Consider the following 25,994-nt stretch of genomic DNA (forward strand, 5'->3'; position numbering starts at 1 on the left):
CGAGCATGTAAAATATTTACACATAGGAGGATAATTAAAATACATGCGAGTTCCATACTATACCTTTAAAAATTAACAATTTTAATAGTATGAAAACAACAATAGGATTTATCGGCGGAGGAAGAATTACACGAATTTTCCTCGAAGGGTTTAAAAACAAAACCGTTGAATTTACAGCGGTAAAAGTGTTCGACTCCAACAGCGAAACATTCGATGCACTTGCAAGTGATTTTCCGGAAATAAAAAAAGCCGAAACACCCGAAGAAGCGGCGCAGACAAAAGTTGTGGTAATTGCAGTTCACCCACCGGTGGTTATGGAAACGCTCGATAAAATTGCCGGGGTGGTAAACGAAGTAACTTTTGTGGTTTCGCTGGCACCAAAAATTACCATCGAAAAAATAGCTTCGAAGGTAAAAACCGCCAACATCGTGCGGATGATTCCCAACGCAACTTCCTATATTAACAAAGGATACAATCCGCTGGCGTTTCACCCGGCTATGCTGAAAAAAGAAAAAAAGCATATCAAAAAACTGTTTAAGCCGCTGGGCAAAACCTTTGAAACCGAGGAACACAAACTGGAAGGTTATGCTATCATTTCGGGTATGTTGCCCACCTATTTCTGGTTTCAGTGGCAGGAGCTGGAGGCCATTGGCGAAAAAACCGGTCTCTCAAAAGAAGAAGCCGCAAAAACCATTCGCACCACCCTGAAAAATGCCATCAAATTGTATTACAAATCAGGCTTAACACCTGAGGAAGTGATGGATTTAATCCCGGTAAAACCCATCGGCGAAAACGAAGAGGAAATTAAAAATACTTTGAATTCCAAATTGCTGGGATTGTTCGAAAAGATTAAACCCTGAAACAGAATATGGACTGGAAAAAAGAGATTAAAATTTTAGGGTGGATTGTTGTCGTTTTTGTGTTTGCCTATTTTATGCCCCTCGAAAGCGCACGGTTTACTGAAGCGATTATGGCCATGTTCGATTTGGCCAAATGGTACGCACAGGAACATGTGATTTTGTGCCTGCTACCAGCCTTTTTTATCGCCGGTGTAATTGCCGTATTTGTAAGCCAGGGTGCCGTAATGAAATACTTTGGCGCCAAAGCAAAAAAATGGGTGGCCTACACGGTCGCTTCCGTTTCAGGAACCATTCTGGCAGTGTGCAGTTGCACTATTTTGCCGCTGTTTTCAAGCATTCACAAACGCGGGGCAGGCCTCGGACCGGCGATTGCCTTTTTGTATTCAGGCCCGGCGATTAATATCCTGGCTATTATTTTAACAGCACGCATTTTGGGTTTTGAAATGGGTGTTGCACGGGTAATCGGCGCAGTGGTTTTTGCCGTGGTCATCGGCTCCGTTATGTCACTCATTTACCGCAAAGAAGAAAAAGCAAAAAATGAAGAGCAACTGAGTTTTCCTGATGTGCCCGAAAAACGCCCCATGTGGCAAACATCGCTTCACTTTTTCACGCTGGTACTGATTCTCGTTTTTGCCAACTGGGGAAAACCGGCCGACGGTGTACCCGATGGCACCTGGTACTGGATTTGGGCCAATAAATGGTACATCACTTCGGCATTCGGGCTGGTACTTGTTTATTCATTAATTGCCATTCTGAAAATCAGATGGCAGCATGTGCTGCTGGCCGCAGTTGCTACAGCAGCTTCAGCATTTTTAAGTTCATCACCGCTCATTCCAATGGTGGTTGCCATTGCCGGGCTCAGCGTAATTACCTTAATCGATAAACGGGATCAGGATAATAAAGAATGGACCATTTCGGCATGGGATTTCACCAAGCAAATAATGCCGCTGCTGGCCATTGGTGTGCTGGCCGCCGGTTTTTTGCTCGGCTCAACCCACGACGATACGGCGATGGCAGGAATTATTCCTAATGAATGGGTAGCCGGTTTGGTTGGAGGAAATTCGGTTTTCTCCAATTTCTTCGCTTCCATCGTAGGCGCTTTTATGTATTTTGCCACACTTACTGAAGTGCCAATTTTACAGGGACTTATTGCAGCCGGAATGGGAAAGGGACCGGCCCTGGCACTGTTACTTGCAGGCCCGTCACTTTCATTGCCAAACATGCTCGTAATACGAGGCGTGATAGGAACACAAAAAACGTTGGTTTATGTTCTGCTGGTGGTGGTAATGGCAACCATGTCAGGATTAATTTATGGAACATTCTTTTAAAAACTTGAATTTAAATAATCCAACAATTTTGCAATTTAACAGTTTAACAATTTCACCATGAAAATTTTAATTCTTTGCACCGGCAACAGTTGTCGCAGCCAGATGGCACACGGATTTTTAAAGTCGTTTGACGACAGGCTGAAAGTAGCTTCGGCAGGTACCGAGGCTTCCGGAAAACTGAACCACAAAGCCGTGGAAGTGATGAAAGAAATCGGTATCGACATCAGCGACCACACTTCGGATTCCGTTGATTTATACCTCGACAAAAAATGGGACTACGTGATTACCGTTTGCGGCGGTGCCAACGAAAACTGCCCGGCTTTTCTCGGCAAAGTAAAACACCGGCTGCACATCGGGTTCGATGACCCGTCACACGCCACCGGGACACCGGAATTTATTCAAAACGAATACTACCGGGTACGCGACGAAATTAAAGAGGCTTTTTACAAATTGTATAAGGAAGAAATATTACCACAACTATGAAAGCAGAAGATTTAAAGTTGGTAGTAAAAGAAAAGTACGGCTCAATTGCCGGCCAGAGCAACTTACTGGAACAACAACAGGGATGCTGCGGCACATCGGGTTGTTGTGGAGAACCGGAATTCAGCATGATTGGCGACGAATATACCAACGTGGCAGGTTATAATCCGGATGCTGATTTGGGCCTGGGCTGCGGTTTACCCACCGAATTTGCCGGAATAAAACCGCGCGACAGCGTACTTGATTTGGGTAGCGGCGCTGGCAACGACTGTTTTGTAGCCCGCACCCTCGTTGGCGAAACCGGAAAAATTACCGGTCTCGATTTTACCGAAGAAATGGTTCATAAAGCCAAGCAGAATTTAGCCAAAACGGGATTCAAAAACATCGAATTCATCCGGGGAGACATTGAAAAAATGCCCCTGCCCGACTCCACTTTCGATGTGGTAATCAGCAACTGCGTACTCAACCTGGTTCCCGACAAGCAAAAGGCATTTTCAGAAATTTACCGGGTGTTAAAACCGGGTGGCCATTTTTGCATTTCAGATGTGGTAGCCAGCGGTGAATTGCCGGAGGGACTGAAGGAAGCTGCGGAGATGTATTCCGGTTGCGTATCGGGTGCAACCGAAAAGCAGGAATACCTGAAAATTATAGAAAAACAAAGGTTTTCCCAGGTTGAAATTCAAAAAGAAAAACCAATTGTTATTCCGGACTCCATTCTTGACAAGTATTTAGGGGAAAAAGATACTGAACAATTCAGGCATTCCGGCACCGGAATATTCAGTATTACCGTAACTGCAAACAAATAACCGGTATGGAAAAGCAAAAAAGAAACATCGGTTTCTTCGAAAAATTTTTGACCATCTGGGTTGCGCTCGGAATCCTTGGCGGAATCGGACTTGGCTATCTTTTCGGCGATTCAATTGAAATTCAGTAGCCTTGAAGTTGCACGGGTAAATATTCCGGTTGCCATTTTAATCTGGCTGATGATTTACCCGTTGATGCTCCAGATTGATTTTTCCAGCATTAAACAAGTGGGCAAAGTTGCCACCAGCGAATTTTGATAAAACGCCGCGGAGAAGAATGGTTCAAAAAAGAATTTTTACCCAAACTGAAACCGGTGAGCATTGCGGCATTGCTGGTTACGCTGGCGCTGTTGTTCGCCTTCCAGGGGCAAAATATTCTGAATAACCTGCTTAAATTAAATGTTAACAGTATATTTTAATTTTAGTTCCTTTTGTTGCGAACTAAAGAAACTTGATTTTTTTATACAAATTTGTACAAAAATTAAAAAATGGAAGAATCAGAAAGAATACAAAAACAAAAAGAGCTGATTGAATCCATCGGACGGGATAATGAAAAGGATGGATTTCAACCTGTAGCGGCGCGTATTATGGGCTTGTTAATGGTGATGGATAAAGAAGAATACACCTTTGATGAAATTGTAGAGGAAATGCAGATCAGCAAAAGTACTGTCAGCAATGCGTTGAGAAATCTTGAACTTCGCGGTGTTCTTGAATACGTTACCTACCCCGGCGACCGCAAACGATATTTTCGTTTTGTTTCTGCTAATATTAGTGATATGATTGATGAAGTCGAAAAAAAAATGCAGCAAAAATTAGATATAATGAACCAAATCATAGAATTAAAAAAGAATCCAAATTCAAGAAATGCAAAATTTATAAAAAACATTATGGAAGGAGTACAATTCTTTGCTGAACGCATAGACAAACTTAAAGAGGAATATAAAAACAAACATTAATTTTTTTTGTTTTTTAAGTTCGATAATTTCAGAACTAATTAGTATTAAAAAGATATGACAGAAAAAAATGAAACAATTGATAATCATAATTTTAATCGGACTTTTACAATTTCCTAAAGCAGCGAGTAGCCAGGAACACTATACGCACAACAAGCTGTTAAAACATGCTGTAGCGAATAGTCATGCCACGAAGAAGGCAACTTTACAAGAGCACGAAAGCAATGCAAAAAGAAAAGAAGCTGTTGCCAACGGACTTCCGCAAATTGATGGGGACTTAAGTTATTCAAAAATGGGTATCCCTGATATAGAAATCTCCCCAGAGATGATGGAGGTTTTACCTGAAGACATCGCCCCATTGCTCAGTGGACTTTCCGATATAAAAGCTTTACACACTCCTTCGGCAGGAGCAACAGTAAGTCAGTTATTATAAGCAAAGAAGATTGAACATCAATTGGTGCATGAAATTGAACTGAAAAATTAATTATACAAAAGTTTACAAATAAAAAAATTTTAAAATTAAAGTAACATTTTTATGAAAGACAGTATATTTAAAACCAAGCTTGAAAGATCGACCGATTTCACTTTTGATGAAAAAGTTACAAAAGTATTCGATGATATGGTAGTACGATCGGTACCTTTTTATCTGGAAGTACAACGAATGATAGCAGAACTTGCTAATGATTATGCAAAACCACATACCAATGTTTACGATTTAGGCTGCTCGACAGGAACAACGTTCATCACTTTAGATAAAATGCTGGATAATTCTATTGGTTTTGTCGGAATAGACAACTCCGATAAAATGCTGGATCATTGTCGCAAAAATTTAGAATCGGCTGACATTAATCGAAAGATTGAGTTAGTAGTCGCGGATTTAAACCAGGCATTCAAAATAAAAAATGCGTCTGTTGTTATTCTGAGTCTTACTTTACAATTTGTGCGCCCACCAAAGCGTGAAAAGCTTCTGCAAACAATTTACGACCAATTAAATCCGGGAGGAGCCATCATACTTTTCGAAAAAGTTTTGGGTGAAGGGCAGGAGTTTAACCGACAGTTTATAAAATATTACTACAGCTATAAACGACGTAACCATTACGATGAAATGGAGATAGCCCAAAAACGCGAGGCTTTGGAAAATGTTTTAATCCCTTATAAATTATCCGAAGACATTGAGGTGTTAGAGGGTGTTGGATTTCGAAATGTTGAGGCATTTTTTAAGTGGTATAATTTTTCGGGAATTGTGGCTTTAAAATAAAAATACAATTAATAACATGAAATTTTTCATAACTTTTGGAAACTGGATTTTTCGGTACAGAAATGCGATTTTCCCCTTTTTTTACGTGGCACTTTTTATTCCATCACCCGATATTTTTGCAGATAAATATGCTATTATACTGGGGGCTTTGATTATTACTTCCGGCATTATGGTGCGGAGCCTAACCATCGGTCTTGAATATATAATCCGTGGTGGACGTAAAGGGAAAATTCATGCCAATAAACTCGTTACAGGCGGGATTTATTCGATTTGCCGAAATCCAATGTATCTTGGGAATATTCTTTTAATTCTTGGTTTCGGAATTTTTGCCAATTCGCTACTGTTTACGGCACTTTTTTTCCCTTTGTTTGTACTAATATATTATTCGATTATTAAGGCAGAAGAGGAATTTCTTACAAGAAATTTCGGGGAAGAATATGCCAGATATAAAGAAAAGGTAAAAGCAATTATCCCTGATTTAAGTAAAATAAATTCAGCTTTAAAAGGATACAAATTCAACTGGAAACGAGTATTTCTCAGGGAATACAACTCGCTTTATATCTATTTTTCAGGAATAGAGTTGCTATTATTTCATCACAATATTTTAGAGTTAAACATCGTGTTAATTCTTTTTGCGATTACGTCCCTGTTATACGCTGTAACTAAAATACTCAAAAAGACAACGTTCAGGGATTATGCCAGTAACGTAGAAAAGTAGAAAATTGGGAAGAGAAGGTTTAATATCCATACGAATTGCATTTATCAGGAATGTTTTCTTAGTATTTGTAATTTTTCTGTTTACTGTTATAAAACCAGTAAAAGGACAACAGAAAAGTGCAAACAAGAACAGTCCGAACATTGCCTTAGTGCTCAGCGGGGGAGGGGCCAAAGGATTTGCTCACATCGGAGCCCTTAAAGTTTTAGAGGAAGAAGGAATTCCTATCGACATTATTGTTGGCACCAGCATGGGAAGCCTGATTGGCGGTTTTTATTCATTGGGTTATACTGCCGGGGAAATTGAGGAAATTGTTAAAAGCCAGGACTGGGAAAGGGTCCTTTCAGATAATGTTTCCCGGAATGTACTTTCGAAAAACGACCAGATGCTGAAACAACGGTATCTGTTGTCGTTTTCGTTTTCCGATGTAAAATCGATAGGCCTGCCACAAGGTATTATTAAAGGCCAGAATGTCCTGAACATTTTTTGCGGACTGGCAGGGAATGTACCTGTAAATGCGGATTTTAGCCAGTTGCCCATTTCTTTTGCCTGTGTTGCTGCCAACCTTGAAACAGGCGAGGAAGTGGTTTTGAAAGATGGCTTTTTCCCAACAGCCCTGTTTTCGAGTATGGCAATCCCCGGGGTTTTTCAACCTTGCCAGCGAGAAAACCTGTTGCTGGTGGATGGCGGGGTTGTAAACAATTTCCCCACCGACGTAGCCAAACGGATGGGTGCCGACATCATTATCGGGGTCGATATCAGGGGAGACCTGAAACCAAAAGAAGAGTTAACCTCGGGGGAAGGGATTTTCAATCAAATGATTGGTTTCCTGGGGCAGGAAAAAGATTCTGTCAACAACAGTTTGTGCGACATCATAATACGCCCCGATATCACTGGTTATTCCGTAGGAAGTTTTTCGCGCGAAGCTGCCGACACTCTTGTTTTAAGGGGCGAAAGAGCGACACTATTAGTGAAAGATCAAATCAGGGAAATTAAACAGAAATTCAATCTTAAACAACGGGAATATTCGAGGAAATATGTTATTGATGATAAATGGCAAATTACGGACATAAACTTTACGGGCGGCCACAACCTCGATGAAACGTTTCTTAAAAATAAACTTAACCTCGAATTACCCGGAAGTTATTCCAAAGAGCAAATAAAAAATGCCATCGACAGGTTGTACGGATACGGGGGCTTCGCACTGGTGTATTACCATCTGACAGACAACGAAAATGGTAAAACGCTTCACCTGAATATCACACCCCGGAAAGTGTATTCTCAACGATTTGGTTTTAAGGTTAATACCAATGATGCTGCGGCGCTGTTGCTCAATGTAACCCGCAGAAACTATAATAAAACAATCAGTTATTTATCGGCAAGCACTGAGTTGTCGGCCAATCCCGGAGTCAGTATAGTTGCTGAAACCAGCAAAAGAGATCTGCCCACACTCGGAATCGAAATAAAAGGAAAATACCAGAAATACAATATTTATGAAGAAGGCGATAAAATGTTCAACGCAGAAATTTTTTATACTTCCGGTGATATCTACCTGTATAAATCCTTTTTGAACAAATTGAATTTTGGGTTAGGAATACGGGAAGAATATTTTAACGGCGATGTGTTTTCGAAAAAACCAGATGATGCGGTTTTGATGTCAAAAACCGACCAGTTGGTTACAAACGGTTACACCTATTTCTCTTTCGATAATATGGACCATTTTTATTTCCCGGAGAAAGGTACGCGACTGGATGCTGAATTTTCGCTAAATACCGACTTTTCAGACGGCAGTACATTGTGTCCGGTTTTGCTTTTTAAAATGAACAATGTGATTCCTGTTCAGCCCAATATGGCCCTTTTATTCGATTTGTACAGCCGTTCGCTCTTTAATTCCGAATACCCGTTGATTAAAACAACAATTGTAGGCGGGGAACCTTATTCACAATATTTTAATTATCACCTGCCATTTGTGGGCCTGCCTCCGGTTACAATTGCTGATCGGTTTGTCAATATTGCTTTGATTGGAATTCGGTTCCAGGTAAATAAGAACCAATACATCTCTTTGCTTTATAATAGGATGGCGCAGGGAAATGATTTTAATCATCCCGGTAATTTCAACACCATTGGCGGCGGAGGTGTAAAATATTCGATAAATACGGCAATTGGCCCGATTGATTTGGGAATAGGCTATTCCGGGTATCATGAAACCCCGACATTCTCAGCAAATCTTGGATATTGGTTTTAAAAATAATCCTTTGAAAACGAAATATTACAATACGCAAAAATGCATCACCCCTTAGGAACGATGGAACTAAAAAGAGTTATAGAAAGTAGCAATAATGATTAATTTTTCAGAAATACAGAATATTTACTTCATTTTACCACTGTTGGGGTTTATTATCGGTTTGTTTGGCACCATGGTTGGAGGAGGTGGCGGATTTTTCTTTTTACCTGTTCTTACACTCCTTTTAGCGGTACTGGCCCAAACGGCGGTTATAACATCGCTGGTGGCAACTTTGCCCATTTGTATGATTGGCTCCTGGGGGCATTACCGCAAAAATCACATCAATTTTCGGGTGGCAGCGCTTTTTATGATAACAGGAATTATCGGAGCGTTTATCGGTGCAGGAATAGCCAACAGCATTAGCGATTCCGCATTAAAAGCGGCTTTCGGAGGTTATTCAATCCTGATTGCGCTTCACATGGTTTTTAATGCCAGGAAGAATAATATTGAAGGCATCAGAAAGAAGACAATAATATCGCGGAAAAATTTAAAAACACTTACAGGTTCCTTTTTTGGAATGGCAGCCGGTTTAATTACCGGAACATTCGGTACAAGCGGTAGTGCGCCTGTCCTGGCAGGTTTGTTTTCAACAAAAATACCACTGAAAATGGTTATTGGCACATCGCTTCTTGTGGTGCTGGTGAATACAATTTTTGCTGTAGGTGCCCATTTTATTGTGGGAAAAATAGATTTAACACTGATTGCTTTTCTTACCGCAGGCTCAACCATCGGGGCGCTAATTGGCCCGCGTTTACTCGCAAAAATTCAAGTTGACAAATCGGAAAGCAAAGTAAAATATGCTTATGCGTTCATTATGGCTGCTATCGGGTTTTTAATGATTTTAGGAAGGAATTAATTTTATGGAACGATTGATTTATGGTATAATACTGATTTATTTTATTTTAGGTGGAATTGGTTTCTACTTGATTAACAGAAAAAAAGAACGCGATGTGGCCCGCAAAAGCTATACAAAATTTGGCGTTTATTTTATAATCATAAATATTTTATTTTTTAGTATTACTGTTCAGGCAGCTGTTTTTTCGTACCTGGCAATTTTAATTGTTGCGGTTGGGAGTTTTGAGTTAAGCCGGCTTTTCGTTTCTGCAAAATTTCAGCACAAATTATTTTTTGTGTTGTCATTACTGGTTTATTTTATTCTTTCGGCGGGATTTATTGTTTTTAGTCTGGCCAACGACAATCTGATTCTGCTGACATTTTTAATACTTTCCATTTTCGACAGCTTTAGCCAGATCTCAGGGCAACTTTTTGGGAAGACTAAAATAATGCCGGGTATTAGCCCGAATAAAACATTGGGCGGTGTTGTTGGGGGAACAGTTATCTCATTGCTAAGCGCATTCTTATTAAAAAACCTTTTTGTCGGCTCCATCGCCGGATTATTCATTTTTACCATCGGCACACTGTTTTTTGCTTTCGCCGGAGACATGCTCTCTTCGCTTTTTAAACGCAAATACAAGGTGAAAGACTTTAACAATATCATCCCCGGGCACGGTGGTTTTCTCGACAGGTTCGACAGTTTAATTGCCGGCGGTGCCTGGGCCGCACTTGCTATACCAGTTTTGGGAATTTAAAAAATAAAATTTATTATGGGAAATATTGTAGTACTATCATTTGTATATTTAATCGGAATCGGCTTGTTGCTGATTTTTAACGAGTTGGTTTACCGGAGATTGAACCCGACAGGGGAAATAACACGAAAATTTGCCCATTTTTCCTCGGTGTTGGCAACCGTGCCGTTTCCATATATTTTTCCATCGCACTGGTACATTTTAGTACTTGCCCTTTTGTTTGCAGCCGTATTGTTTATTACCCGGAAGGGGAAAATGCTAAAATCGATTCACGGCATTGAAAGAAAATCGATAGGTAGCTATTTATTGCCCATAGCTATTTATATTACATTTCTTTTTTCCGATTTGCTTGATGATAAATTCCTCTACATACTTCCCATGCTTATTCTGGCAGTTAGCGACCCGATGGCAGCCATTCTCGGAATCAATATAAAAGCCTACAATGGAAGAATAAAAGTATTTGGGAAAAAATTAAATAAAACATGGCTGGGGTCAGGAGCATTTCTGGTTTCAAGTTTTGTAATCAGCATTATAGCGCTTTATTTTCACCGAGGGGTATTCGATTTTGAAACATTCTGGCTGGCAATGCTGGTAGCTTTGGTAACCATGTTTGCTGAATTGATCAGTTGGCGCGGATCCGATAATCTCAGTATTCCCTTGAGTGCGCTTCTTGTTTTGCTCCTGTTCCTTTAATACAAATAAAACGAAAAAAATAGAATATAAAATTGAAATATGAGAACAGTAATTATTAACGGGGCAAACGGATATGTTGCTTCAAATTTCATCAACAATTTATTAAAAAAGCATTACAGGGTTATTGCCTTGGTTCGTGCAAATAAACAAGACCCGGAAGAAAAAATGAAAGAAGTACTCGCGCATATTAATGATGGCAAGGAAATAAATACTTCCAATCTTGAGGTTTACAATTACTCTTTACTTGGCGATAATTTTTCAATGAATGAAAATGTTCTAAAAAGCATTTTTACTGGTAATGTACATTACTTTCATTTTGCCGCCAGTTTGAAATACGATGAAAAGTCGGTTGATGAAATTTTTTCTACTAATATTGAAGGGGTTAAAAATTCGATTAAGGTTTTTTCGAAATATGCAAAGAGCGATTCCCACTTCTTTTATATCGGAACGGCTTATTCGTGTGGCAGGTTCAGCGGCCTGTTCGAGGAAAAATTTTATGAAAATGAAGATATTTCTGCGTTCAGAAATTACTATGAGCAATCAAAACGGTTTGCTGAAAATATTGTCGGGGAAAATATTCGAAACAACGGACTGAACGGGCACATCATCAGGTTGTCGCAGGTAGTTGGAAACCAGAAAACCGGTGTAACCAAAACCGATTATGGGATTTTCGATTTTGCCAAAAGGGTTTACAAGCTGGCCAACCGGTATCCCAATGAAATAGTGCGGGTACACGTAGATCCGGAAGCCACTCAAAACTTAATCCCGATCGATACGGTTACAAGGCAATTAATAAAAGTAGTAGAAGAAAACGAAATCCCGGAGATAATGAATTTTGTGTCGAAAAATCCGATACGGAACAGTTTTATTATCGATACCCTGAACCAGTTGGTGCCTATTCAAATAATTCCGATTAAAAATCTGGAACGAAACGAAATGAACCCCATTGAAAGAATGATTTCTGCAGGAATGTCGTTTACTGAAAGTTACGCTTCAATCAATGTGTTATTTGATACGCGGCAAAGAAACAAGTTTCTGAAAAATACGGCAACAGGTCCCACTAATAAATCCATTGCTAAAATGATGGAATATTTTATCGAAGCACTTTCGGAAAAGAAACAGGAACACGAAGTTACCTGATAGGTGCTGGTTTGGGACAACATTATAAATAATCATGCAATGAAACATAAAAACAATGAAACAGATTACAATAAAAGGCGAAAATATCATTAACGTTCCCAATTTTATTAGTTTATACCGTCTGCTGGCATTCCCGGTAATTCTTTTTATGGCACTTACCGGGCGCGAAAACTGGTTTGTAATTCTTTTGTGCATAAGTTTGGTCAGCGATGCTATTGATGGAAGCATTGCACGCTACTTTAAACTTCAAACCCATTTTGGGGCCGCACTCGACAACCTGGCAGACATTTTCACTTACGCTATGGCTATTCTGGGTTTATTCATTTTTAAATGGAATGAAATAGAACCCCATTCCTGGATTTTATTCCTTTTTCTCGGAATATTTGTTCTTAGTTATATTGTCTCGTTTGCCCGGTTTGGAAAAATTCCCGGCCTACACCTTTATTCAGCCGTTTCTGCCGGGTATGCCCAAAGTATATTCTTTTTTGTGTTGTTCGTTTTTGGCTTTTATCCCTGGATGTACTATCTGGTTATATCTTGGGGAATAATTGCTTACACCGAAAAAATAATTATTCTGTTTAAACTCGACGACATAAAAATCGGGGTAAAAGGATTGTATTGGTTAATAAAAAATGAGAGGGAGCAAGCATACTAACGATGTTATATAAAATTAGTTTGGTCATTATCATGGCCATCACAAATCTTGGCGTTTTCGCACAGGAAATTACAGGATATGTAAAAGACAGTAAAAATCAGGAACCAGTACCTTTTTCAAATATTTGGGTAAAAGGTACTACTCATGGAACCATGTCAGACGCTGACGGCCATTTCATAATAAAACTATCCGGGGAAGATACGCTTTGTGTATCATCCGTCGGTTATCGGAGATGGAAAATTCCGGCAAAAAATATAACGGAAAATCCGCTTGTGGTTTTTCTGGATGAAGAGGTTCAGGAACTTGGAGAAGTAACCGTAAAACCAGAAGTTTCGCGCGCCAAAGTTTTATTAAAACAAATATTGGAAAGAAAAAAAGAGAACCGTGAAAACATACAGAAAGTTAGCGACTATAAAGTGTTTGAGCGGACAAGTGTTTATTTGGCTGTCGATTCTGCTTCGCGGGCAAACCGGTTTATCGGCAATCTGGATGAAGTAACCATGAAACTTGACGGGCAGAGTTTACGATTCTCTCCCATTTATCTGGCCGAACTTGGCGAAACAAATGTTGGCGGAAAAGACAGCATTGTTTACAGCCGGAAAGACGGAATCTTCCCCAAACTGAACCAGACTATTGAAAGCCTGATTCTTTTGAATGTGGTAATCGATATGGATTTTTACCGCGACCAGATAAATATTCTTGGACGGGGAATAACCTCGCCATTAAGCAATTCAGCCCAACTGCATTACGATTTTTATTTAAATGACAGTACGTATATTGACGATACTAAATATTTTAGCTTTTCTTTCACGCCGAAAAACAAATATAATCCACTGTTTACCGGACGTTTTACCGTGGAAGACAGCACCTTTGCCCTGACTAATATTTGCGCTTACGTTCAGGAAGAAGCAAATATAAATTTTGTAAATGGCTTCAAGGCAAACGTAAATTACGCAAAAACTGATGAAAATACTTGGTTCTATAACAACCAGGAAATCAGTTTAAACCTGGCGCTAACACTAAATAAGGACACGGTTTCAAAATATGGCTCACAGCGGATCGATGAAGTTTCGAGCGGCAACTGGCTGGTAACCAAAACAACGCAATATTCCACTTCAAAACGATTAGAGGAAGTGCGTCCCCGCAACTGGAAAAACCAGCCCGAGTTTGAAGCTACCAATCATTTTGATGAAGGTACTTACATGCGGGTGGAAAAGCTGAAGGAGAATTCTGTTGTTCAGGGAATTGATGCCATTGGGGGAGCGGTTTTAACCAGCTATATCGACGCGGGAAAAATAGAAATCGGTCCGGTTTTCGATATTTACAGCACCAATGCCATCGAAGGCCAGCGCTTTTCGCTTCCGCTGCGCACAGGCGAAAAAATGTTTGAACGTTTTACTGTTGGCGGTTTTTTAGGTTACGGAACAAAAAGCAATGAGTTAAAATATGGTGTCAACTTTGGGTATCAACCCTTACCCACCGATAAAATTATTATTCGAGGAAATTATTCTGATGATTATACGCTGGTTTCACAAGATAAATACCTGCAGTTTATCAAAAAGAACCCGAATACCCGTGGAAATGGTAATTTTATTGCAGCCCTCACCGGTCGCGAAAAAAATCCGTATTTAAAAGAGGAGAAAAGTTTCAATCTAATTTTTGAATACAATGCCAATGAGGACTTTAACATTGAGGTATCTCCTTATTTTTTGCACAGCGGAAGTACGCCAAACGTACACTTTTTTAAAAATAATGTGGAGTATAATACCTACAACAACTATGGAATTCTGTTTAATACACGATTGGCATTCGGACAGTATTACGACAAGTATTATTTTACGCGTGTTTATTATATCGACGAAACCCCGGTTATCAACCTAAGTTTGGATTTGGGGCAGGTAAAACTGCCGGATGTTTCCGATGCCCAGGGAATGTATGCACAGTTTCACGGCTCTGTGGTGGGCAGAGTGAATATGGGACTTACTTTCATGCGTTATATGGTAAATGGCGGATACCTTTTTGGTGATGCCCCTTACGATTTGCTCGACCAACCTGTTGGTTCAATGTCGCTGGGCTATGCGAAATACCGGTTTAACCTGTTACATCACGCTGCTTTTGCGCATAACCTGTACACCAATTTTCACTGGGATTTAAACGGTGGGGGAATCATCCTGAATCGTATTCCCCTGGTAAAAAAATTAAAATTACGGGAAATGGTTTCATTAAAATGTCATTACGGAAAACTTACCGGCAGCTATAACCCAATTTTCGATTTACCCGGTTATTACACCCCTGAAATGAGCAAACCTTATGCAGAAATTGGATTCGGACTGACAAATATTTTTAAAGTTTTAAGAGTTGAATATGTGCATCAGCTCGGTGGTACCTATGCAAATCAAAATTTTGCAGACAGAAACGGAATATTCTTTAGGGCAGAAATGAGTTTTTAATAAAATCCGCTATAACCGTGAATTAGACCATTATCGAACCTCCAGGGTAAATTCTTTTTTCGCCAATCCCTGAATTGGCAAGGGTTCTGAATGGACAAAAAAAAGGAATTTCATCAAAATTGATAAAATCCCTGCTTAACCCAACTTGTTAAAAATGCCACCCAAAATCAAAAACATTCACCACAACTGGAGAAACATTGTGCGGATAATGAACACGCAAAAAGAGGTGGTATCAAGTCGGGCTCAGTGTTATGGCCCGACGTTTATTTAATTCACAGGAAAATACTTTGAGAAAAATTCCTTCATATCTTTCCACGAGGCTGAATCTGCTGCCGCATTATAAGCTATGGGCATGTTAAATTTCTGGCCTGCTTCAGTTGATTCGGGATTTGTGAAAGCATGCAAGGCTCCTTCATATTCTTTGAATTCATAATCAGCGCCGGCAGCGTTCATTTGATTTTTAAAATTATCTTTATCTTCCTGGGGTACAAATTTATCTGCTGCCCCGTTGCAGACGAGAACATGCGTGTTTTTAATTGTTGGGCCCGCTTTAAAACCTTCTAGCCCACCGTGAAAGCTTACCACTGCATCGAGCGGGACATCTAAACCGGCAGCGGTTAAGACCACCGTACCACCGAAGCAATAACCTATTGCTGCAACACGTTCAGGATCTGTATAACCGCTGTTTACTAAAATATCGTAAGCCGCGGTTATTCTTTCGTTCAATAAATCCACATCAGAATAAATAACCCCTGCATTTTTTTGTGCCTCCCCCGGATTATCAACGATAAGTCCATTGCCGTACATATCGGCGGCAAATGCGGTGTAACCTAATTCTGCCAACATCCTGGCCCGCTTTTGGTTGTAAGCATTATTGCCCCACCATTCGTGCACAACAATGATTCCGGGGCTTTTCTTCTTTTTATTCTCATCGTAAAAAAGATACCCTTTTAATGGTGTCTCTCCTGCCTTATAATCAATCTCTTTACGAACGATATTTTGTTCGTTCTTTTTTTCTGTCTGTGCATTCTGTTCTTTTCCCTGATTTCCTACGCATCCATAAGTAGTAGCTATAGATATCATTAACAAACTGACGACAAGTAATTTACTGTCGAACCCTTTTAAATAATTTTTGATATTCATGTTAACCTCCTTTAATTAATTTGTTGAAAAACGATTTTAATGTATGTTTTGTTCTAAGACCGGGATTTATTGCATTTTTAATACGGCCCTAAATCTTACTTTATTGGTAATCATTTTGTTATATGCCTCATTGGCTTTCTCAAGAGGAAAAACTTCAATTTGAGGACGAACATTTTTCAATACCGAAAAATTCATCGTATCTTCAGATTCTTTTGCATCACCCGAGGGCCATCCCTGAATTGTTTTGCCGGAAATAAGCGTGAAGGGGATAACCTCCATGGGCTCGTTCGCCGCTGCAACAACGATTAATTTACCTCGTTGTTTCAGGCCGTTTGTTATTTCCGAAATGACTTTGCTGTTAGGCGCAGTGGCCAATATAATGTCAGCCCCCCCAATTTTTTGCAGCTCTTCGGCCGCATTGGAGTTACTTGCATCTATGTATATGTGTGCACCGAGTTTTAGTGCCAATTCTCTTTTTTTACTTCCGTGGGAAATTGCCACTGTCCGGTAGCCGGCAGCATTCGCAAATTGTAATCCCAAATGTCCCAATCCCCCAATACCTTGTATTGCAACCGTGTCACCCGGTTTGGCTCCGCTGTTTCTTAACGCATTATACGTAGTGATACCGGCACAAAGAAGAGGGGCGGCTTCTTCCGAATTCAATTCTTTGGGAACTAAAGCCAGTGCATCCTGAGGGGCGCACATATATTCAGCATAACCGCCGTTGTAATTAATTCCGGGGACTTTCCCATTGTCACAATTAATGAAGTCGCCCCGACGACAAGGTTCGCATTCAAAACAATGGCCGCCATGCCAGCCTACGCCGACCCTTTGACCTGTTTGCCATGACTTCACATTTTTCCCGGCTTCCGTTATGGTTCCGATTACTTCATGGCCCGGGACTAAAGGATATGGTAGATTTGGGACCCATCCTTCTTTTACCATTGCATCGCTGTGACAAATTCCACAGGCTTCTACTTTTATCAGTACTTCATTTTCTTTTGGTGCCGGTACCGGAATTTCAACCAATTGAAAATCTCCACCGGCCTTTTTTACCTGCATTGCTTTCATTGTTGCCATTTTTTTTAGCTTTTAATTATTGAAGACATTGTCATATCTTTACCATTACTGTTGTTAATCCTCCTAATCTTGATCCTGCAAGAGCAACAGCTTCGTTTATCTTGTCAAGTGAAAAGGTTTTTACATCAAACAAATTTAAATTTAGCAAACCGGATTGAGCCAGGTTAACTATTTCATTAGCTTCAAAATGATGAAACCATAATGACCCTGTTAATTTTATTTCAGTTCCTAAAAGAAAACCGTAAGGAATATTGATATTTCCGGTTGCCCCGCCAACAAATACAGCAGCCCCTCCTTTTTTCACTGCATATAAGCATTGATGAGTTGACTGCGTATCAACGTATTGAAGGCAATCAACAAATGACCCGGCTCCTTTACCGTTTGTCAATTCCTTTATTTTGCCGGTCACGTCCCCATCAAGGAGCGACAAGGTGGAAATAACCGACGGATTAATCTGTTTGATTTTTTCCAATCTCTCTTTTTTATTTGCTACAGCAATTATTTTTACCGCACCCATTGCTAAAGCCAGCAGCACAGCGCTTGTGCCGACGGTTCCGGTAGCGCCGTTAATCAATACGGTTGAGCCGTAATGAACATTTGCATATTTCAAAGCCTGATATGCTGTTCCCAGGTAACCAATACGGACTGCCTGTTCAAGAGGAAAATTATCCGGTAAGATTGCCACATTTGTTGAGGGCGCTTTTACATATTGAGCAAAGCCGCCTTGATATTCATCTAAAAGATGGACGTTGTTCGGATTAAAAGTGAACATGCCCTGGAAAGCCATCGAATCACTCAATGCTTCCCGGCCCATTAATGCATATTCATCCGTCTTATGATAAAGGATCGAATTGACCCATACTTTTTGACCTTCTTCTAATCCTCTTACTTTGTTTCCTACTTTAGAAATGGTTCCAACTGCATCGGAACCAAAAATAGCCGGTAAAGCAGGGCGAATAAAATTTCCGCCCGGATTTAGAATATCATTCATTGATGGGGCTACAAATGTAGCTTTCACTTCTACCAACACATCGTCATCAGATAATTCAGGTATCGGCGCCTCTTCTATTACAAGAGGTTTCCCCAATTCATATAAGCGTGCTGCTTTCATTGTTTTTTCCATATTTTATACTCCTTGTCTTTAGTATTATTTTTTGAAATGTGTTTCAGACGCATTTTAATTTTTTCCTTATTTTATAATGTTCTTTTAACGACTCCTTTTATTTTCTCATTATTCAGCAATCTCTTCACATTTTCTGCTGCTTTTTCTGCTCCTTCAATCAAAATGTTTTCGACAATAGCTGAATTATGGGGCGATCCTATGAGATTGGGCAATTCAAAAAAGGGGTAATTGATTTTAAACTGTCCAAACTTAAACGGCTCGATCCACCACGCATCAATTCCGGCTGAAAAATTGGGGTGGCTCTTCAAATGTTCATATAAATCTTTTTCTTTAATAATCGGCCCTCTGGCCACATTAATCAATATGGCATCATTTTTCATCAGCTCTAATTCCCTTTTTCCGATTAATCCTTCTGTTTCGTCTGTCAGGGGAATGGAAATGACCACAAAATCAGAATGAATTAACAGGTGATCCAAATCGTCTAATCTACCTATAAAATCAACATCTTCGATTGTTTTTCCGCTTGTGTTTAATGCCATTGTTTTCACATCAAAACTACGCATCAATTTTGTAACTTCTTTCCCAATTGAACCGAAGCCGATAATTCCGAGCGTTGCTCCCATAACCTGCCTGGTAATACTTTTCAGTTGTTCAAATTTTCCTTCTGCCAGGCGGTTATGATACAATCGCAATTTTTTTGCCAGTGAAAGAATCATCGCGACCGTATGTTCAGCCATCGGTGTTGCATAAGCACCCTGGTTCGCTGCGATTAAACATTCGTTCGGAAACATATCGAATTTCAGGTGATCATAACCGGCAGACAATAATTGAATAAGATGAAAATTGCGGAACAGGCTTTTATTAAACTGTTCTAATTCTTTTGTCGGGTTCCACGCAATGATTATGTCACTTTCCAATAATATTTTCTCTTTTTTATCGGTTTCTATATCATCTAAAAAAGAAATCACATGATCCTGAAAAAAGTTCCTGTAAAACTCTTTTTCTTTTTCATTGGCTTTATATGTCACTAAAATATTTCTCATTTGTGGTAACTTTGAAGAATACTCATTAATTGATTGTTAAGTTTCACATTTTGGGCCACCTTAGTGAGGAATAAAATATACAGGTAACTTTATCATGCTTTTTGCTGCGGCTTCTGAATTGCGTCCGGGACGGGTGGTTCCTACTATAATTCCAATTTTCAACATAGTCTGTTCTCCTTTTATTTTTTAAGAATCTCGTCGAAAAAGTTATCTGCCATATGATTTTATCATGGTATTTCTCACAAATGGCTCATTTCGTAATTTAATCAGCGATCCCCCATTTCCTTTTACCTAAGTTGAGCGGTTTGAACGAAGTAAAAAATTTCATCCAAAATCTATTTTTTTTAAACATTATATATTGAAATATGTTCACGAATAAATTTAACCCAACTTGTTAAAAATGCCACCCAAATACAAAAAAATGCACAAATTTCGGTCATTTTATCTTGTAACTACCTGATAAATAATTGAGTTGTTTTTGAAAACTGTTTGTAGTACCCGAATTATAAATAATGTCACAACATGTGCTTGATATTCAATATTCTATATCAATTGGGAAACAAGTTGGGCTAATTTTTGATTTTCTGCTTTTTAAAATGGCAATTACTTTTCTGGATTTCTACTAAAATGCTGAAAAGTACAAATAATTGCTACTTGCACATCACTTGTACAAAATAAAAGAGGCTACAAAATTAATTTGTAACCTTTTGATTATCAAGTGAACCTGGCGGGACTCGAACCCACAACCTCCTGATCCGTAGTCAGGTGCTCTATCCAATTAAGCTACAGGTCCGTATTTACAAAAACGCTTTCCTTTTCGGGTTGCTTTTTATAAGCCGGCGGCATATTGTAAAAGCGGGTGCAAATATAATACTTTTTAAGAAATAGCGGCAAATTTCAAATAATGTTAATCGTACTTTTCCATTTTATCTTCAATGGTAACGCCGTTTTGAAAGTCAACCTGAATTTTCAGGTTGGTTAACATCTTTTGGGTTCCTGCTTTTTGGCAGGCTTCATGAATTATTTCGAGTAAAGCCGGCATTTCATCGTAAGCACATTCCACCACAGTTTCAAACGGACAAACCCGGTACTTCAGGCCGGTTTTCCGGATAGCCTCAATAGCTTCATCAACAAGCGAATATTTAATTTTTCCGTCAGCTTCGGGCAAAACCTGAATGGCGACGTTAATTGTTTTCTTCCTCCAGTCCATCATATGAATTTAAATTTTTACTTTGATTTAACATTTGAATAATCTCGCCGCGCGACAAAACCTTTACATTGGTAATTACCATGTCGTCGTTGAGGAAATTGCCGTATTGGTTACATTCTGCTACCACATTGTTAAACAGATTTTTGATGTCGGCTTTCAGCGGTAATAAAATAAGCGACGTTGAAAATCCCTCGAAAAAGTCTATGGATTCAAATTCTCCTTCATTGTCTTTCAGTGCAAAAATAAGCTCATCCTTTACCAGTTTTTGCTGGGTGGGATTGAGCATGCTGTTTCTTTCGCGGTTTATAAATACCACGTAGTAACGTAGTTTCTTTCCTTTACCGCCCAACCCGGTAGAAATGAAAACCTGCTTTTCGTCGAGTAGCGAACTTTTCAGTAACATCCTGCTCTCCTGCAGGGCCAGCACTGCCCAGTTGCGCAGTTCTTTGTCGGGTTTTTCAAGGTATTTTTCAATGGTGCGGTAGGCTTTCACCTCGTCAACAGCAGCAATGGCCGACAAAATTTCTTTCTTTCGTTCCTCTGATGTTTCAGCATGAAACAACTCCTCCCGGTTTTCAAAACACTCCTTTCCAATATTCTTTTCCCTAATCTCCTTGGAAAACTCGAAGTATTTCATCTGATCCCTGATATCAATCTGCTCCTCCAGAATACTGAAATCTCCGGGTAAATCCTCAATCGCCTTCTGTATGTCCTTATAGTATTTATCTTCTTCCATTCAAACAGTTTAAACAACAAAAATAACCACTTGTTGCGATTATAAGAAAATTTAAACCTATTTTAAATATATTTGTACGCTTATTTTTATTTAAATTAAATACGAAAAAGAGAAGGGGCGGAAGGGTTTGAAGTTAAGCGAAGTAAAACATAGTGAAACAGTAATAATAACCAAAGTTATCGGGCACGGATCATTCAGAAAGCGCATTACTGAAATGGGTTTTGTGAAGGGCAAAGAGGTGAAAGTGATAAAAAATGCCCCCTTCAAAGGACCGTTCGAATTTAAAATTCTCGATTATAACGTTTCGTTAAGAAAATCGGAAGCCGATTTGATTGAAGTGGTGCCGGTGAGCGAATTTGATACTTCGCAAAACGGCACCTACAAAGGGGTGATCGACCGGAAAATCAAGCTGGTCAACCAGTCGGAAAGAACCCGCACCATAAATATTGCACTTGTAGGTAATCCCAACTGCGGAAAAACCACGCTTTTCAATTCCATTTCGGGCGCTAAAGAAAAGGTGGGAAACTACACCGGCGTTACGGTGGACATAAAAAAAACGACATTCAATGTAAAAGGTTACACCTTCAATTTTTATGATTTACCCGGAACATACAGCTTAACTGCGTACTCCAAAGAAGAAATATTTGTCCGTGAATTTATTTATGAGCAAACGCCCGATTTGGTAATTAACGTAATTGATTCCACCAAACTAGAGCGGAACCTGTTCCTTACCACCCAGCTTATCGACATGGATTTACGCATTGTTGCCGCCCTAAACATGTACGATGATCTGGAGCGCAAAAAAATGAAATTTGATTACAAGGGGCTTTCGCGTTTAATGGGAATTCCGTTTATTCCAACCATCAGCTCGAAAGGAATCGGACACGATGAGCTCTTCGACAAAGTAATTGAAGTTTTTGAAGGAAGAGACACCATCAGCCGGCATGTTCACATTAATTACGGCAGCGACCTGGAAGATTCGATTCAGTCTATCCGTCAAAAAATAAAAGAAGTTAAGCCGGTTACCGATAAAATATCGTCGCGTTTTCTGGCCATTAAACTTTTAGAGCGCGATAAACATGTAACAGAATTGCTTTCTGATTACCCTAACTTCGCGGAAATAAAAAACATCACCGAAACGGAGATCAGTAAAATTGAAGGGCTCTGGAATGAAGACAGCGAAACAGTTATTACCGATGCCAAATATGGTTTTATTGCCGGTGCCCTGAAAGAAACGTTTAAAAATCCGTTCAGAAAACAAAAAACAGGTTCAGAAAAAATTGACAGTGTACTCACCCACAAGTACTGGGGATTGCCCATTTTTGCTGCCATCCTGTTCATTATGTTTTACACCACATTTAATTTAGGAGCCTACCCCATGAACTGGATTGACGCGGGGGTAATGGAACTTGGCAATTTCATTTCGGGCATAATGCCCGATGGAATACTCAAAGATTTGCTGGTTGATGGGATCATTTCCGGGGCAGGCAGCGTCCTCGTATTTCTGCCCAACATCCTCATTCTTTTCTTCTTTATTTCATTGCTCGAGGAATCGGGCTATATGGCACGCGCTGCTTTTTTAATGGATAACATTATGCACCGTTTCGGGCTGCACGGACGGTCGTTTATCCCGCTGGTGATGGGATTTGGTTGCAATGTCCCGGCCATTTTGGCCACTCGTACACTACGTAACCGTGGCGACCGGCTGCTGACCATGTTAATCATTCCGTTCATGTCGTGCAGTGCCCGGCTACCAGTCTATATTCTAATCATTTCAGCTTTTTTCGATAAATTTCAATCACTCATTCTTATAGGAATTTATGCTGCAGGGATATTTTTTGCATTTTTTACCTCTCAAATCCTGAATAAAACGGTTTTCAAAAACAAAGAAACCCCTTTTGTAATGGAGCTTCCCTCCTACCGCATGCCCACAGTCCGAAATATCATTTACCACATGTGGGACAAAACCAGGCACTATCTGAAGAAAATCGGGACGATAATTTTAATCGGGGTAGTTATTATTTGGTCGCTGGGCTATTTCCCGCGCGAAACCGAAAAAAACCAGCAGGTTAAACATGAAATTGAAATTGTTGAAGCCAATACCCAACTGGACGAAGAAATAAAACAGGAAAATATTGCCAGCCTTGAACAACAGCTGAAAGCAGAACAGCTTTACGGGTCTTACCTCGGGCAACTCGGACATGTAATTGAACCTGCCATGCGCCCGCTCGGCTTCGACTGGAAAATGAGTATCAGCCTGCTGGCTGGTTTGCCTGCCAAAGAAATAGTGGTAAGCACAATGGGCGTTTTGTACCAGTCGGGCGATGCTGACTCTTCGGTTAATCTTCAGCAAAAACTAAGGGACGAAGTACACACCACAGGAAAACGAAAAGGGCAAAAAGTATTTACCATTCCTGCAGCCCTCGCCTTTTTAATTTTTATCCTGATCTATTTCCCCTGTGTGGGTGTTGTGGCTACCATGAAAAATGAAGCAGGCTCGTGGAAATGGGCTGCCTTTGTTGTTTTTTATACCACCTCGCTGGCGTGGATTACCGCTTTTGCAATTTACAATGTAGGGAATTTTTTGATCTGAAATGGCACAGGAAATCATTACATACCTGATTGTGGCAGCAGCATTTTTGTTTGCGTTTTGGAAGTTTTACAAAAAATTTGGCAAAAAGAAGCCTGCTAATAAATTGATAAACGAACAACAGCAAAAACAAAACAATTGCTCAATTTGCACGGAAGAATGCATCTTGCGCGACCAGTCAGCGTCAACCTCGGGTAACGCTGATTTTTGCAATAAAACTTTTACAAAAAAAGATTAAAGTGCCTTCAGATTATTAATAGTTTCTTCCGGATTTTCGGACGTAAACACGAAACTGCCTGCCACCAAAACATTGGCACCGGCACCGAACAGTTTTTTTCCGGTTTCGTAGTTCACACCTCCGTCAACTTCAATAAGGCAATCTGAATTTGATTGTTCAATAAGGGTTCTGAGCTGGCTGACTTTTTTATAAGTATTGGGAATAAATTTTTGTCCGCCAAACCCCGGGTTAACCGACATCAGTAAAACCATATCCAGCTCACCAATTATGTCTTCCAGAACGGCCACCGGAGTGTGCGGGTTCAAACATACACTGGCCTTCATTCCGTTTTCTTTTATCAGGTTAACGGTGCGGTTCAAATGGTTGCAAACTTCGTGATGCACGGTTAAATAATCGGCCCCGGCATCAGCAAAATCGGCAATAAACTTATCCGGATCGATAATCATCAGGTGAACATCCAGGGGTTTGCGGGCCACTTGTTTCAACTGTTTTATCACGGGGATTCCAAATGAAATATTAGGCACAAAAACGCCGTCCATCACATCGCAATGCACAAAATCAGCTTCGCTGTGGTTAATTACTTCAATGTCCTTTTCAAGGTTATTAAAATTAGCTGCAAGAATGGATGGAGCTATCAAATGTTTCATGAAAAAATTTAATTATTGCCCGAGGTAAGCTTTAAGCAAACGGTTCCGGTATTGGTTTCTTAACTTTTTTATGGCTTTTTCTTTTATCTGCCGCACGCGCTCACGGGTTAACCCAAATACATCGCCAATTTCTTCAAGGGTATGCGGCTGGTAACCTTTCAAACCATAATAGCAGCGTAGAATCTCTGCTTCCCTGTCGCCCAGGGTGGCCAGTGAGCGCTCAATTTCCTGACGAAGCGAACTATTCATCAATTCTGAATCGGGGCTGGGCGAATCGTCGTTCAGCACCACATCGTACATGTCGTTCGCTTCCTCGTCACGCAGCGGGGCATCCATTGAAACATGAATATTCGAAAAATTCATGGCATCCTCAATCAGCTCCGGTTTCGATTCCATCAGGGTGGCCACCTCGTCGGAAGTAGGTTCGCGTTGGAATTCCTGTTCCAGCTTATTAAAAGCTTTGTTGATTTTATTAATGGAACCGATTTTGTTTAGCGGAAGCCGAACTATGCGTGCCTGTTCGGCCAGTGCCTGTAGAATAGATTGCCGAATCCACCAAACGGCGTAGGAAATAAATTTAAACCCCCGGGTTTCGTCAAAGCGCTCAGCAGCTTTTATCAGGCCCAGATTTCCTTCATTTATCAAATCGGGTAAACTCAGTCCCTGGTTTTGGTATTGTTTTGAAACTGAAACCACAAATCGAAGGTTGGCTTTAATCAGTGTTCCAAGGGCTTCGCTATCTCCTTTTTTGATTCGTTTGGCAAGTTCAACTTCTTTTTCTGCCGACAACAACTCCACTTTTCCAATTTCGTGCAAGTACTTGTCCAGCGACAACGTATTGCGATTGGTAACTTGTTTGGTAATTTTAAGTTGTCTCATAAAGCTGGCTTTATCTCAAAAAAAGTAAGCTAAAAATATATATCGTTTTGATAATCACCAAAAATTAAACACATTTTAGTAATCCTATACGAAAAATAAC

At 40.0% G+C, this 25,994-nt stretch carries 27 protein-coding genes and 1 tRNA gene; 19 read left to right on the forward strand and 9 right to left on the reverse strand.

Going from position 1 to position 25,994, the window contains the following annotated elements; translation table 11 throughout:
* Positions 1 to 89 precede the first annotated feature (89 nt).
* From ACTCNA_RS04190 to ACTCNA_RS04275, 18 genes are all read left to right on the forward strand, one after another.
* Positions 90 to 860 carry a pyrroline-5-carboxylate reductase family protein gene (locus tag ACTCNA_RS04190; RefSeq protein ID WP_462946644.1) on the forward strand — a complete coding sequence of 257 codons (771 nt, stop codon included), beginning with the start codon at positions 90 to 92 and terminating at the stop codon, positions 858 to 860.
* Between the two features lie 8 nt (positions 861 to 868).
* A complete protein-coding gene (locus tag ACTCNA_RS04195; RefSeq protein ID WP_462946645.1) occupies positions 869 to 2,188 on the forward strand; it encodes a permease in 1,320 nt (439 codons plus the stop codon).
* Between the two features lie 57 nt (positions 2,189 to 2,245).
* The gene (locus tag ACTCNA_RS04200) at positions 2,246 to 2,671 is read left to right on the forward strand and encodes an arsenate reductase ArsC (RefSeq protein ID WP_462946646.1); all 426 of its coding nucleotides are present in this window, start codon (positions 2,246 to 2,248) and stop codon (positions 2,669 to 2,671) included.
* A complete protein-coding gene (gene arsM, locus ACTCNA_RS04205) occupies positions 2,668 to 3,474 on the forward strand; it encodes an arsenite methyltransferase (RefSeq protein ID WP_462946647.1) in 807 nt (268 codons plus the stop codon). The genes ACTCNA_RS04200 and arsM overlap by 4 nt, the downstream gene beginning before the upstream one ends.
* 5 nt (positions 3,475 to 3,479) lie before the next feature.
* The gene (locus tag ACTCNA_RS04210; RefSeq protein ID WP_462946648.1) at positions 3,480 to 3,602 is read left to right on the forward strand and encodes a hypothetical protein; all 123 of its coding nucleotides are present in this window, start codon (positions 3,480 to 3,482) and stop codon (positions 3,600 to 3,602) included.
* Positions 3,589 to 3,729, forward strand: coding sequence for a hypothetical protein (locus ACTCNA_RS04215; RefSeq protein ID WP_462946649.1), 141 nt, complete (start codon positions 3,589 to 3,591; stop codon positions 3,727 to 3,729). Before ACTCNA_RS04210 ends, ACTCNA_RS04215 begins: the two co-directional genes overlap by 14 nt.
* On the forward strand, positions 3,726 to 3,890 hold the full coding sequence (locus tag ACTCNA_RS04220; protein WP_462946650.1) for a hypothetical protein: 165 nt from the start codon (positions 3,726 to 3,728) through the stop codon (positions 3,888 to 3,890). Before ACTCNA_RS04215 ends, ACTCNA_RS04220 begins: the two co-directional genes overlap by 4 nt.
* A 69-nt stretch (positions 3,891 to 3,959) precedes the next feature.
* Entirely contained in the window at positions 3,960 to 4,427 is a 468-nt protein-coding gene (locus tag ACTCNA_RS04225) for a GbsR/MarR family transcriptional regulator (protein WP_462946651.1), read from the forward strand.
* A gap of 67 nt (positions 4,428 to 4,494) precedes the next feature.
* On the forward strand, positions 4,495 to 4,857 hold the full coding sequence (locus ACTCNA_RS04230) for a hypothetical protein (RefSeq protein WP_462946652.1): 363 nt from the start codon (positions 4,495 to 4,497) through the stop codon (positions 4,855 to 4,857).
* A 102-nt stretch (positions 4,858 to 4,959) separates the two neighbouring features.
* Positions 4,960 to 5,682: a carboxy-S-adenosyl-L-methionine synthase CmoA gene (gene cmoA, locus ACTCNA_RS04235; RefSeq protein ID WP_462946653.1), complete on the forward strand. Its 723-nt coding sequence runs from the start codon at positions 4,960 to 4,962 to the stop codon at positions 5,680 to 5,682.
* Positions 5,683 to 5,698: 16 nt separating this feature from the next.
* Complete coding sequence (locus ACTCNA_RS04240) at positions 5,699 to 6,400, forward strand: methyltransferase family protein (RefSeq protein ID WP_462946654.1); 702 nt, start codon at positions 5,699 to 5,701, stop codon at positions 6,398 to 6,400.
* Between the two features lie 4 nt (positions 6,401 to 6,404).
* Positions 6,405 to 8,642: a patatin-like phospholipase family protein gene (locus tag ACTCNA_RS04245; RefSeq protein WP_462946655.1), complete on the forward strand. Its 2,238-nt coding sequence runs from the start codon at positions 6,405 to 6,407 to the stop codon at positions 8,640 to 8,642.
* A gap of 94 nt (positions 8,643 to 8,736) precedes the next feature.
* Positions 8,737 to 9,537 carry a sulfite exporter TauE/SafE family protein gene (locus tag ACTCNA_RS04250; RefSeq protein WP_462946656.1) on the forward strand — a complete coding sequence of 267 codons (801 nt, stop codon included), beginning with the start codon at positions 8,737 to 8,739 and terminating at the stop codon, positions 9,535 to 9,537.
* Positions 9,538 to 9,541: 4 nt separating this feature from the next.
* Positions 9,542 to 10,270 (forward strand): phosphatidate cytidylyltransferase, encoded by a 729-nt coding sequence (locus tag ACTCNA_RS04255; RefSeq protein ID WP_462946657.1) that lies wholly within the window; start codon positions 9,542 to 9,544, stop codon positions 10,268 to 10,270.
* 15 nt (positions 10,271 to 10,285) lie between these two features.
* The gene (locus tag ACTCNA_RS04260; RefSeq protein WP_462946658.1) at positions 10,286 to 10,960 is read left to right on the forward strand and encodes a diacylglycerol/polyprenol kinase family protein; all 675 of its coding nucleotides are present in this window, start codon (positions 10,286 to 10,288) and stop codon (positions 10,958 to 10,960) included.
* A gap of 39 nt (positions 10,961 to 10,999) precedes the next feature.
* A complete protein-coding gene (locus tag ACTCNA_RS04265) occupies positions 11,000 to 12,100 on the forward strand; it encodes an SDR family oxidoreductase (protein ID WP_462946659.1) in 1,101 nt (366 codons plus the stop codon).
* A gap of 55 nt (positions 12,101 to 12,155) precedes the next feature.
* Positions 12,156 to 12,755 (forward strand): CDP-alcohol phosphatidyltransferase family protein, encoded by a 600-nt coding sequence (locus ACTCNA_RS04270; RefSeq protein WP_462946660.1) that lies wholly within the window; start codon positions 12,156 to 12,158, stop codon positions 12,753 to 12,755.
* 2 nt (positions 12,756 to 12,757) lie between these two features.
* The gene (locus ACTCNA_RS04275; protein ID WP_462946661.1) at positions 12,758 to 15,205 is read left to right on the forward strand and encodes a DUF5686 and carboxypeptidase-like regulatory domain-containing protein; all 2,448 of its coding nucleotides are present in this window, start codon (positions 12,758 to 12,760) and stop codon (positions 15,203 to 15,205) included.
* Positions 15,206 to 15,472: 267 nt separating this feature from the next.
* Here ACTCNA_RS04275 and ACTCNA_RS04280 read toward each other — a convergent pair whose 3' ends face one another.
* From ACTCNA_RS04280 to ACTCNA_RS04310, 7 genes are all read right to left on the reverse strand, one after another.
* A complete protein-coding gene (locus ACTCNA_RS04280; protein ID WP_462946662.1) occupies positions 15,473 to 16,348 on the reverse strand; it encodes a dienelactone hydrolase family protein in 876 nt (291 codons plus the stop codon).
* A 66-nt stretch (positions 16,349 to 16,414) separates the two neighbouring features.
* Positions 16,415 to 17,428, reverse strand: a complete 1,014-nt coding sequence (locus ACTCNA_RS04285; RefSeq protein WP_462946663.1) for an alcohol dehydrogenase — start codon at positions 17,426 to 17,428, stop codon at positions 16,415 to 16,417.
* Positions 17,429 to 17,459: 31 nt separating this feature from the next.
* Entirely contained in the window at positions 17,460 to 18,551 is a 1,092-nt protein-coding gene (locus ACTCNA_RS04290; protein ID WP_462946664.1) for a zinc-dependent alcohol dehydrogenase, read from the reverse strand.
* Between the two features lie 71 nt (positions 18,552 to 18,622).
* Positions 18,623 to 19,594 (reverse strand): 2-hydroxyacid dehydrogenase, encoded by a 972-nt coding sequence (locus ACTCNA_RS04295; RefSeq protein WP_462946665.1) that lies wholly within the window; start codon positions 19,592 to 19,594, stop codon positions 18,623 to 18,625.
* Positions 19,595 to 20,313: 719 nt separating this feature from the next.
* Positions 20,314 to 20,387, reverse strand: a tRNA-Arg gene (locus ACTCNA_RS04300).
* A gap of 114 nt (positions 20,388 to 20,501) precedes the next feature.
* Entirely contained in the window at positions 20,502 to 20,807 is a 306-nt protein-coding gene (locus ACTCNA_RS04305; RefSeq protein ID WP_462946666.1) for a thiamine-binding protein, read from the reverse strand.
* Entirely contained in the window at positions 20,779 to 21,540 is a 762-nt protein-coding gene (locus tag ACTCNA_RS04310) for a hypothetical protein (RefSeq protein ID WP_462946667.1), read from the reverse strand. The genes ACTCNA_RS04305 and ACTCNA_RS04310 overlap by 29 nt, the downstream gene beginning before the upstream one ends.
* A gap of 127 nt (positions 21,541 to 21,667) precedes the next feature.
* Between ACTCNA_RS04310 and feoB the strand changes: the two genes are divergently transcribed.
* The gene (feoB, locus tag ACTCNA_RS04315) at positions 21,668 to 24,133 is read left to right on the forward strand and encodes a ferrous iron transport protein B (protein ID WP_462946668.1); all 2,466 of its coding nucleotides are present in this window, start codon (positions 21,668 to 21,670) and stop codon (positions 24,131 to 24,133) included.
* Between the two features lie 231 nt (positions 24,134 to 24,364).
* Here feoB and rpe read toward each other — a convergent pair whose 3' ends face one another.
* Both rpe and ACTCNA_RS04325 read right to left on the reverse strand, forming a co-directional pair.
* Entirely contained in the window at positions 24,365 to 25,015 is a 651-nt protein-coding gene (gene rpe / locus ACTCNA_RS04320) for a ribulose-phosphate 3-epimerase (RefSeq protein ID WP_462946669.1), read from the reverse strand.
* A gap of 12 nt (positions 25,016 to 25,027) precedes the next feature.
* The gene (locus ACTCNA_RS04325) at positions 25,028 to 25,894 is read right to left on the reverse strand and encodes a sigma-70 family RNA polymerase sigma factor (protein WP_462946670.1); all 867 of its coding nucleotides are present in this window, start codon (positions 25,892 to 25,894) and stop codon (positions 25,028 to 25,030) included.
* Between the last annotated feature and the right edge of the window lie 100 nt (positions 25,895 to 25,994).

Source organism: Tangfeifania sp. (assembly GCF_055108615.1).

Bases quoted from the DNA above. Each gene is read 5' to 3' on its own strand.
- ACTCNA_RS04190 (WP_462946644.1), top strand. From the start codon at position 90: ATGAAAACAACAATAGGATTTATCGGCGGAGGAAGAATTACACGAATT.
- ACTCNA_RS04195 (WP_462946645.1), top strand. From the start codon at position 869: ATGGACTGGAAAAAAGAGATTAAAATTTTAGGGTGGATTGTTGTCGTT.
- ACTCNA_RS04200 (WP_462946646.1), top strand. From the start codon at position 2,246: ATGAAAATTTTAATTCTTTGCACCGGCAACAGTTGTCGCAGCCAGATG.
- arsM (WP_462946647.1), top strand. From the start codon at position 2,668: ATGAAAGCAGAAGATTTAAAGTTGGTAGTAAAAGAAAAGTACGGCTCA.
- ACTCNA_RS04210 (WP_462946648.1), top strand. From the start codon at position 3,480: ATGGAAAAGCAAAAAAGAAACATCGGTTTCTTCGAAAAATTTTTGACC.
- ACTCNA_RS04225 (WP_462946651.1), top strand. From the start codon at position 3,960: ATGGAAGAATCAGAAAGAATACAAAAACAAAAAGAGCTGATTGAATCC.
- ACTCNA_RS04230 (WP_462946652.1), top strand. From the start codon at position 4,495: ATGAAACAATTGATAATCATAATTTTAATCGGACTTTTACAATTTCCT.
- cmoA (WP_462946653.1), top strand. From the start codon at position 4,960: ATGAAAGACAGTATATTTAAAACCAAGCTTGAAAGATCGACCGATTTC.
- ACTCNA_RS04240 (WP_462946654.1), top strand. From the start codon at position 5,699: ATGAAATTTTTCATAACTTTTGGAAACTGGATTTTTCGGTACAGAAAT.
- ACTCNA_RS04250 (WP_462946656.1), top strand. From the start codon at position 8,737: ATGATTAATTTTTCAGAAATACAGAATATTTACTTCATTTTACCACTG.
- ACTCNA_RS04255 (WP_462946657.1), top strand. From the start codon at position 9,542: ATGGAACGATTGATTTATGGTATAATACTGATTTATTTTATTTTAGGT.
- ACTCNA_RS04260 (WP_462946658.1), top strand. From the start codon at position 10,286: ATGGGAAATATTGTAGTACTATCATTTGTATATTTAATCGGAATCGGC.
- ACTCNA_RS04265 (WP_462946659.1), top strand. From the start codon at position 11,000: ATGAGAACAGTAATTATTAACGGGGCAAACGGATATGTTGCTTCAAAT.
- ACTCNA_RS04270 (WP_462946660.1), top strand. From the start codon at position 12,156: ATGAAACAGATTACAATAAAAGGCGAAAATATCATTAACGTTCCCAAT.
- ACTCNA_RS04275 (WP_462946661.1), top strand. From the start codon at position 12,758: ATGTTATATAAAATTAGTTTGGTCATTATCATGGCCATCACAAATCTT.
- ACTCNA_RS04280 (WP_462946662.1), bottom strand. From the start codon at position 16,348: ATGAATATCAAAAATTATTTAAAAGGGTTCGACAGTAAATTACTTGTC.
- ACTCNA_RS04285 (WP_462946663.1), bottom strand. From the start codon at position 17,428: ATGGCAACAATGAAAGCAATGCAGGTAAAAAAGGCCGGTGGAGATTTT.
- ACTCNA_RS04290 (WP_462946664.1), bottom strand. From the start codon at position 18,551: ATGGAAAAAACAATGAAAGCAGCACGCTTATATGAATTGGGGAAACCT.
- ACTCNA_RS04295 (WP_462946665.1), bottom strand. From the start codon at position 19,594: ATGAGAAATATTTTAGTGACATATAAAGCCAATGAAAAAGAAAAAGAG.
- ACTCNA_RS04305 (WP_462946666.1), bottom strand. From the start codon at position 20,807: ATGATGGACTGGAGGAAGAAAACAATTAACGTCGCCATTCAGGTTTTG.
- ACTCNA_RS04310 (WP_462946667.1), bottom strand. From the start codon at position 21,540: ATGGAAGAAGATAAATACTATAAGGACATACAGAAGGCGATTGAGGAT.
- rpe (WP_462946669.1), bottom strand. From the start codon at position 25,015: ATGAAACATTTGATAGCTCCATCCATTCTTGCAGCTAATTTTAATAAC.
- ACTCNA_RS04325 (WP_462946670.1), bottom strand. From the start codon at position 25,894: ATGAGACAACTTAAAATTACCAAACAAGTTACCAATCGCAATACGTTG.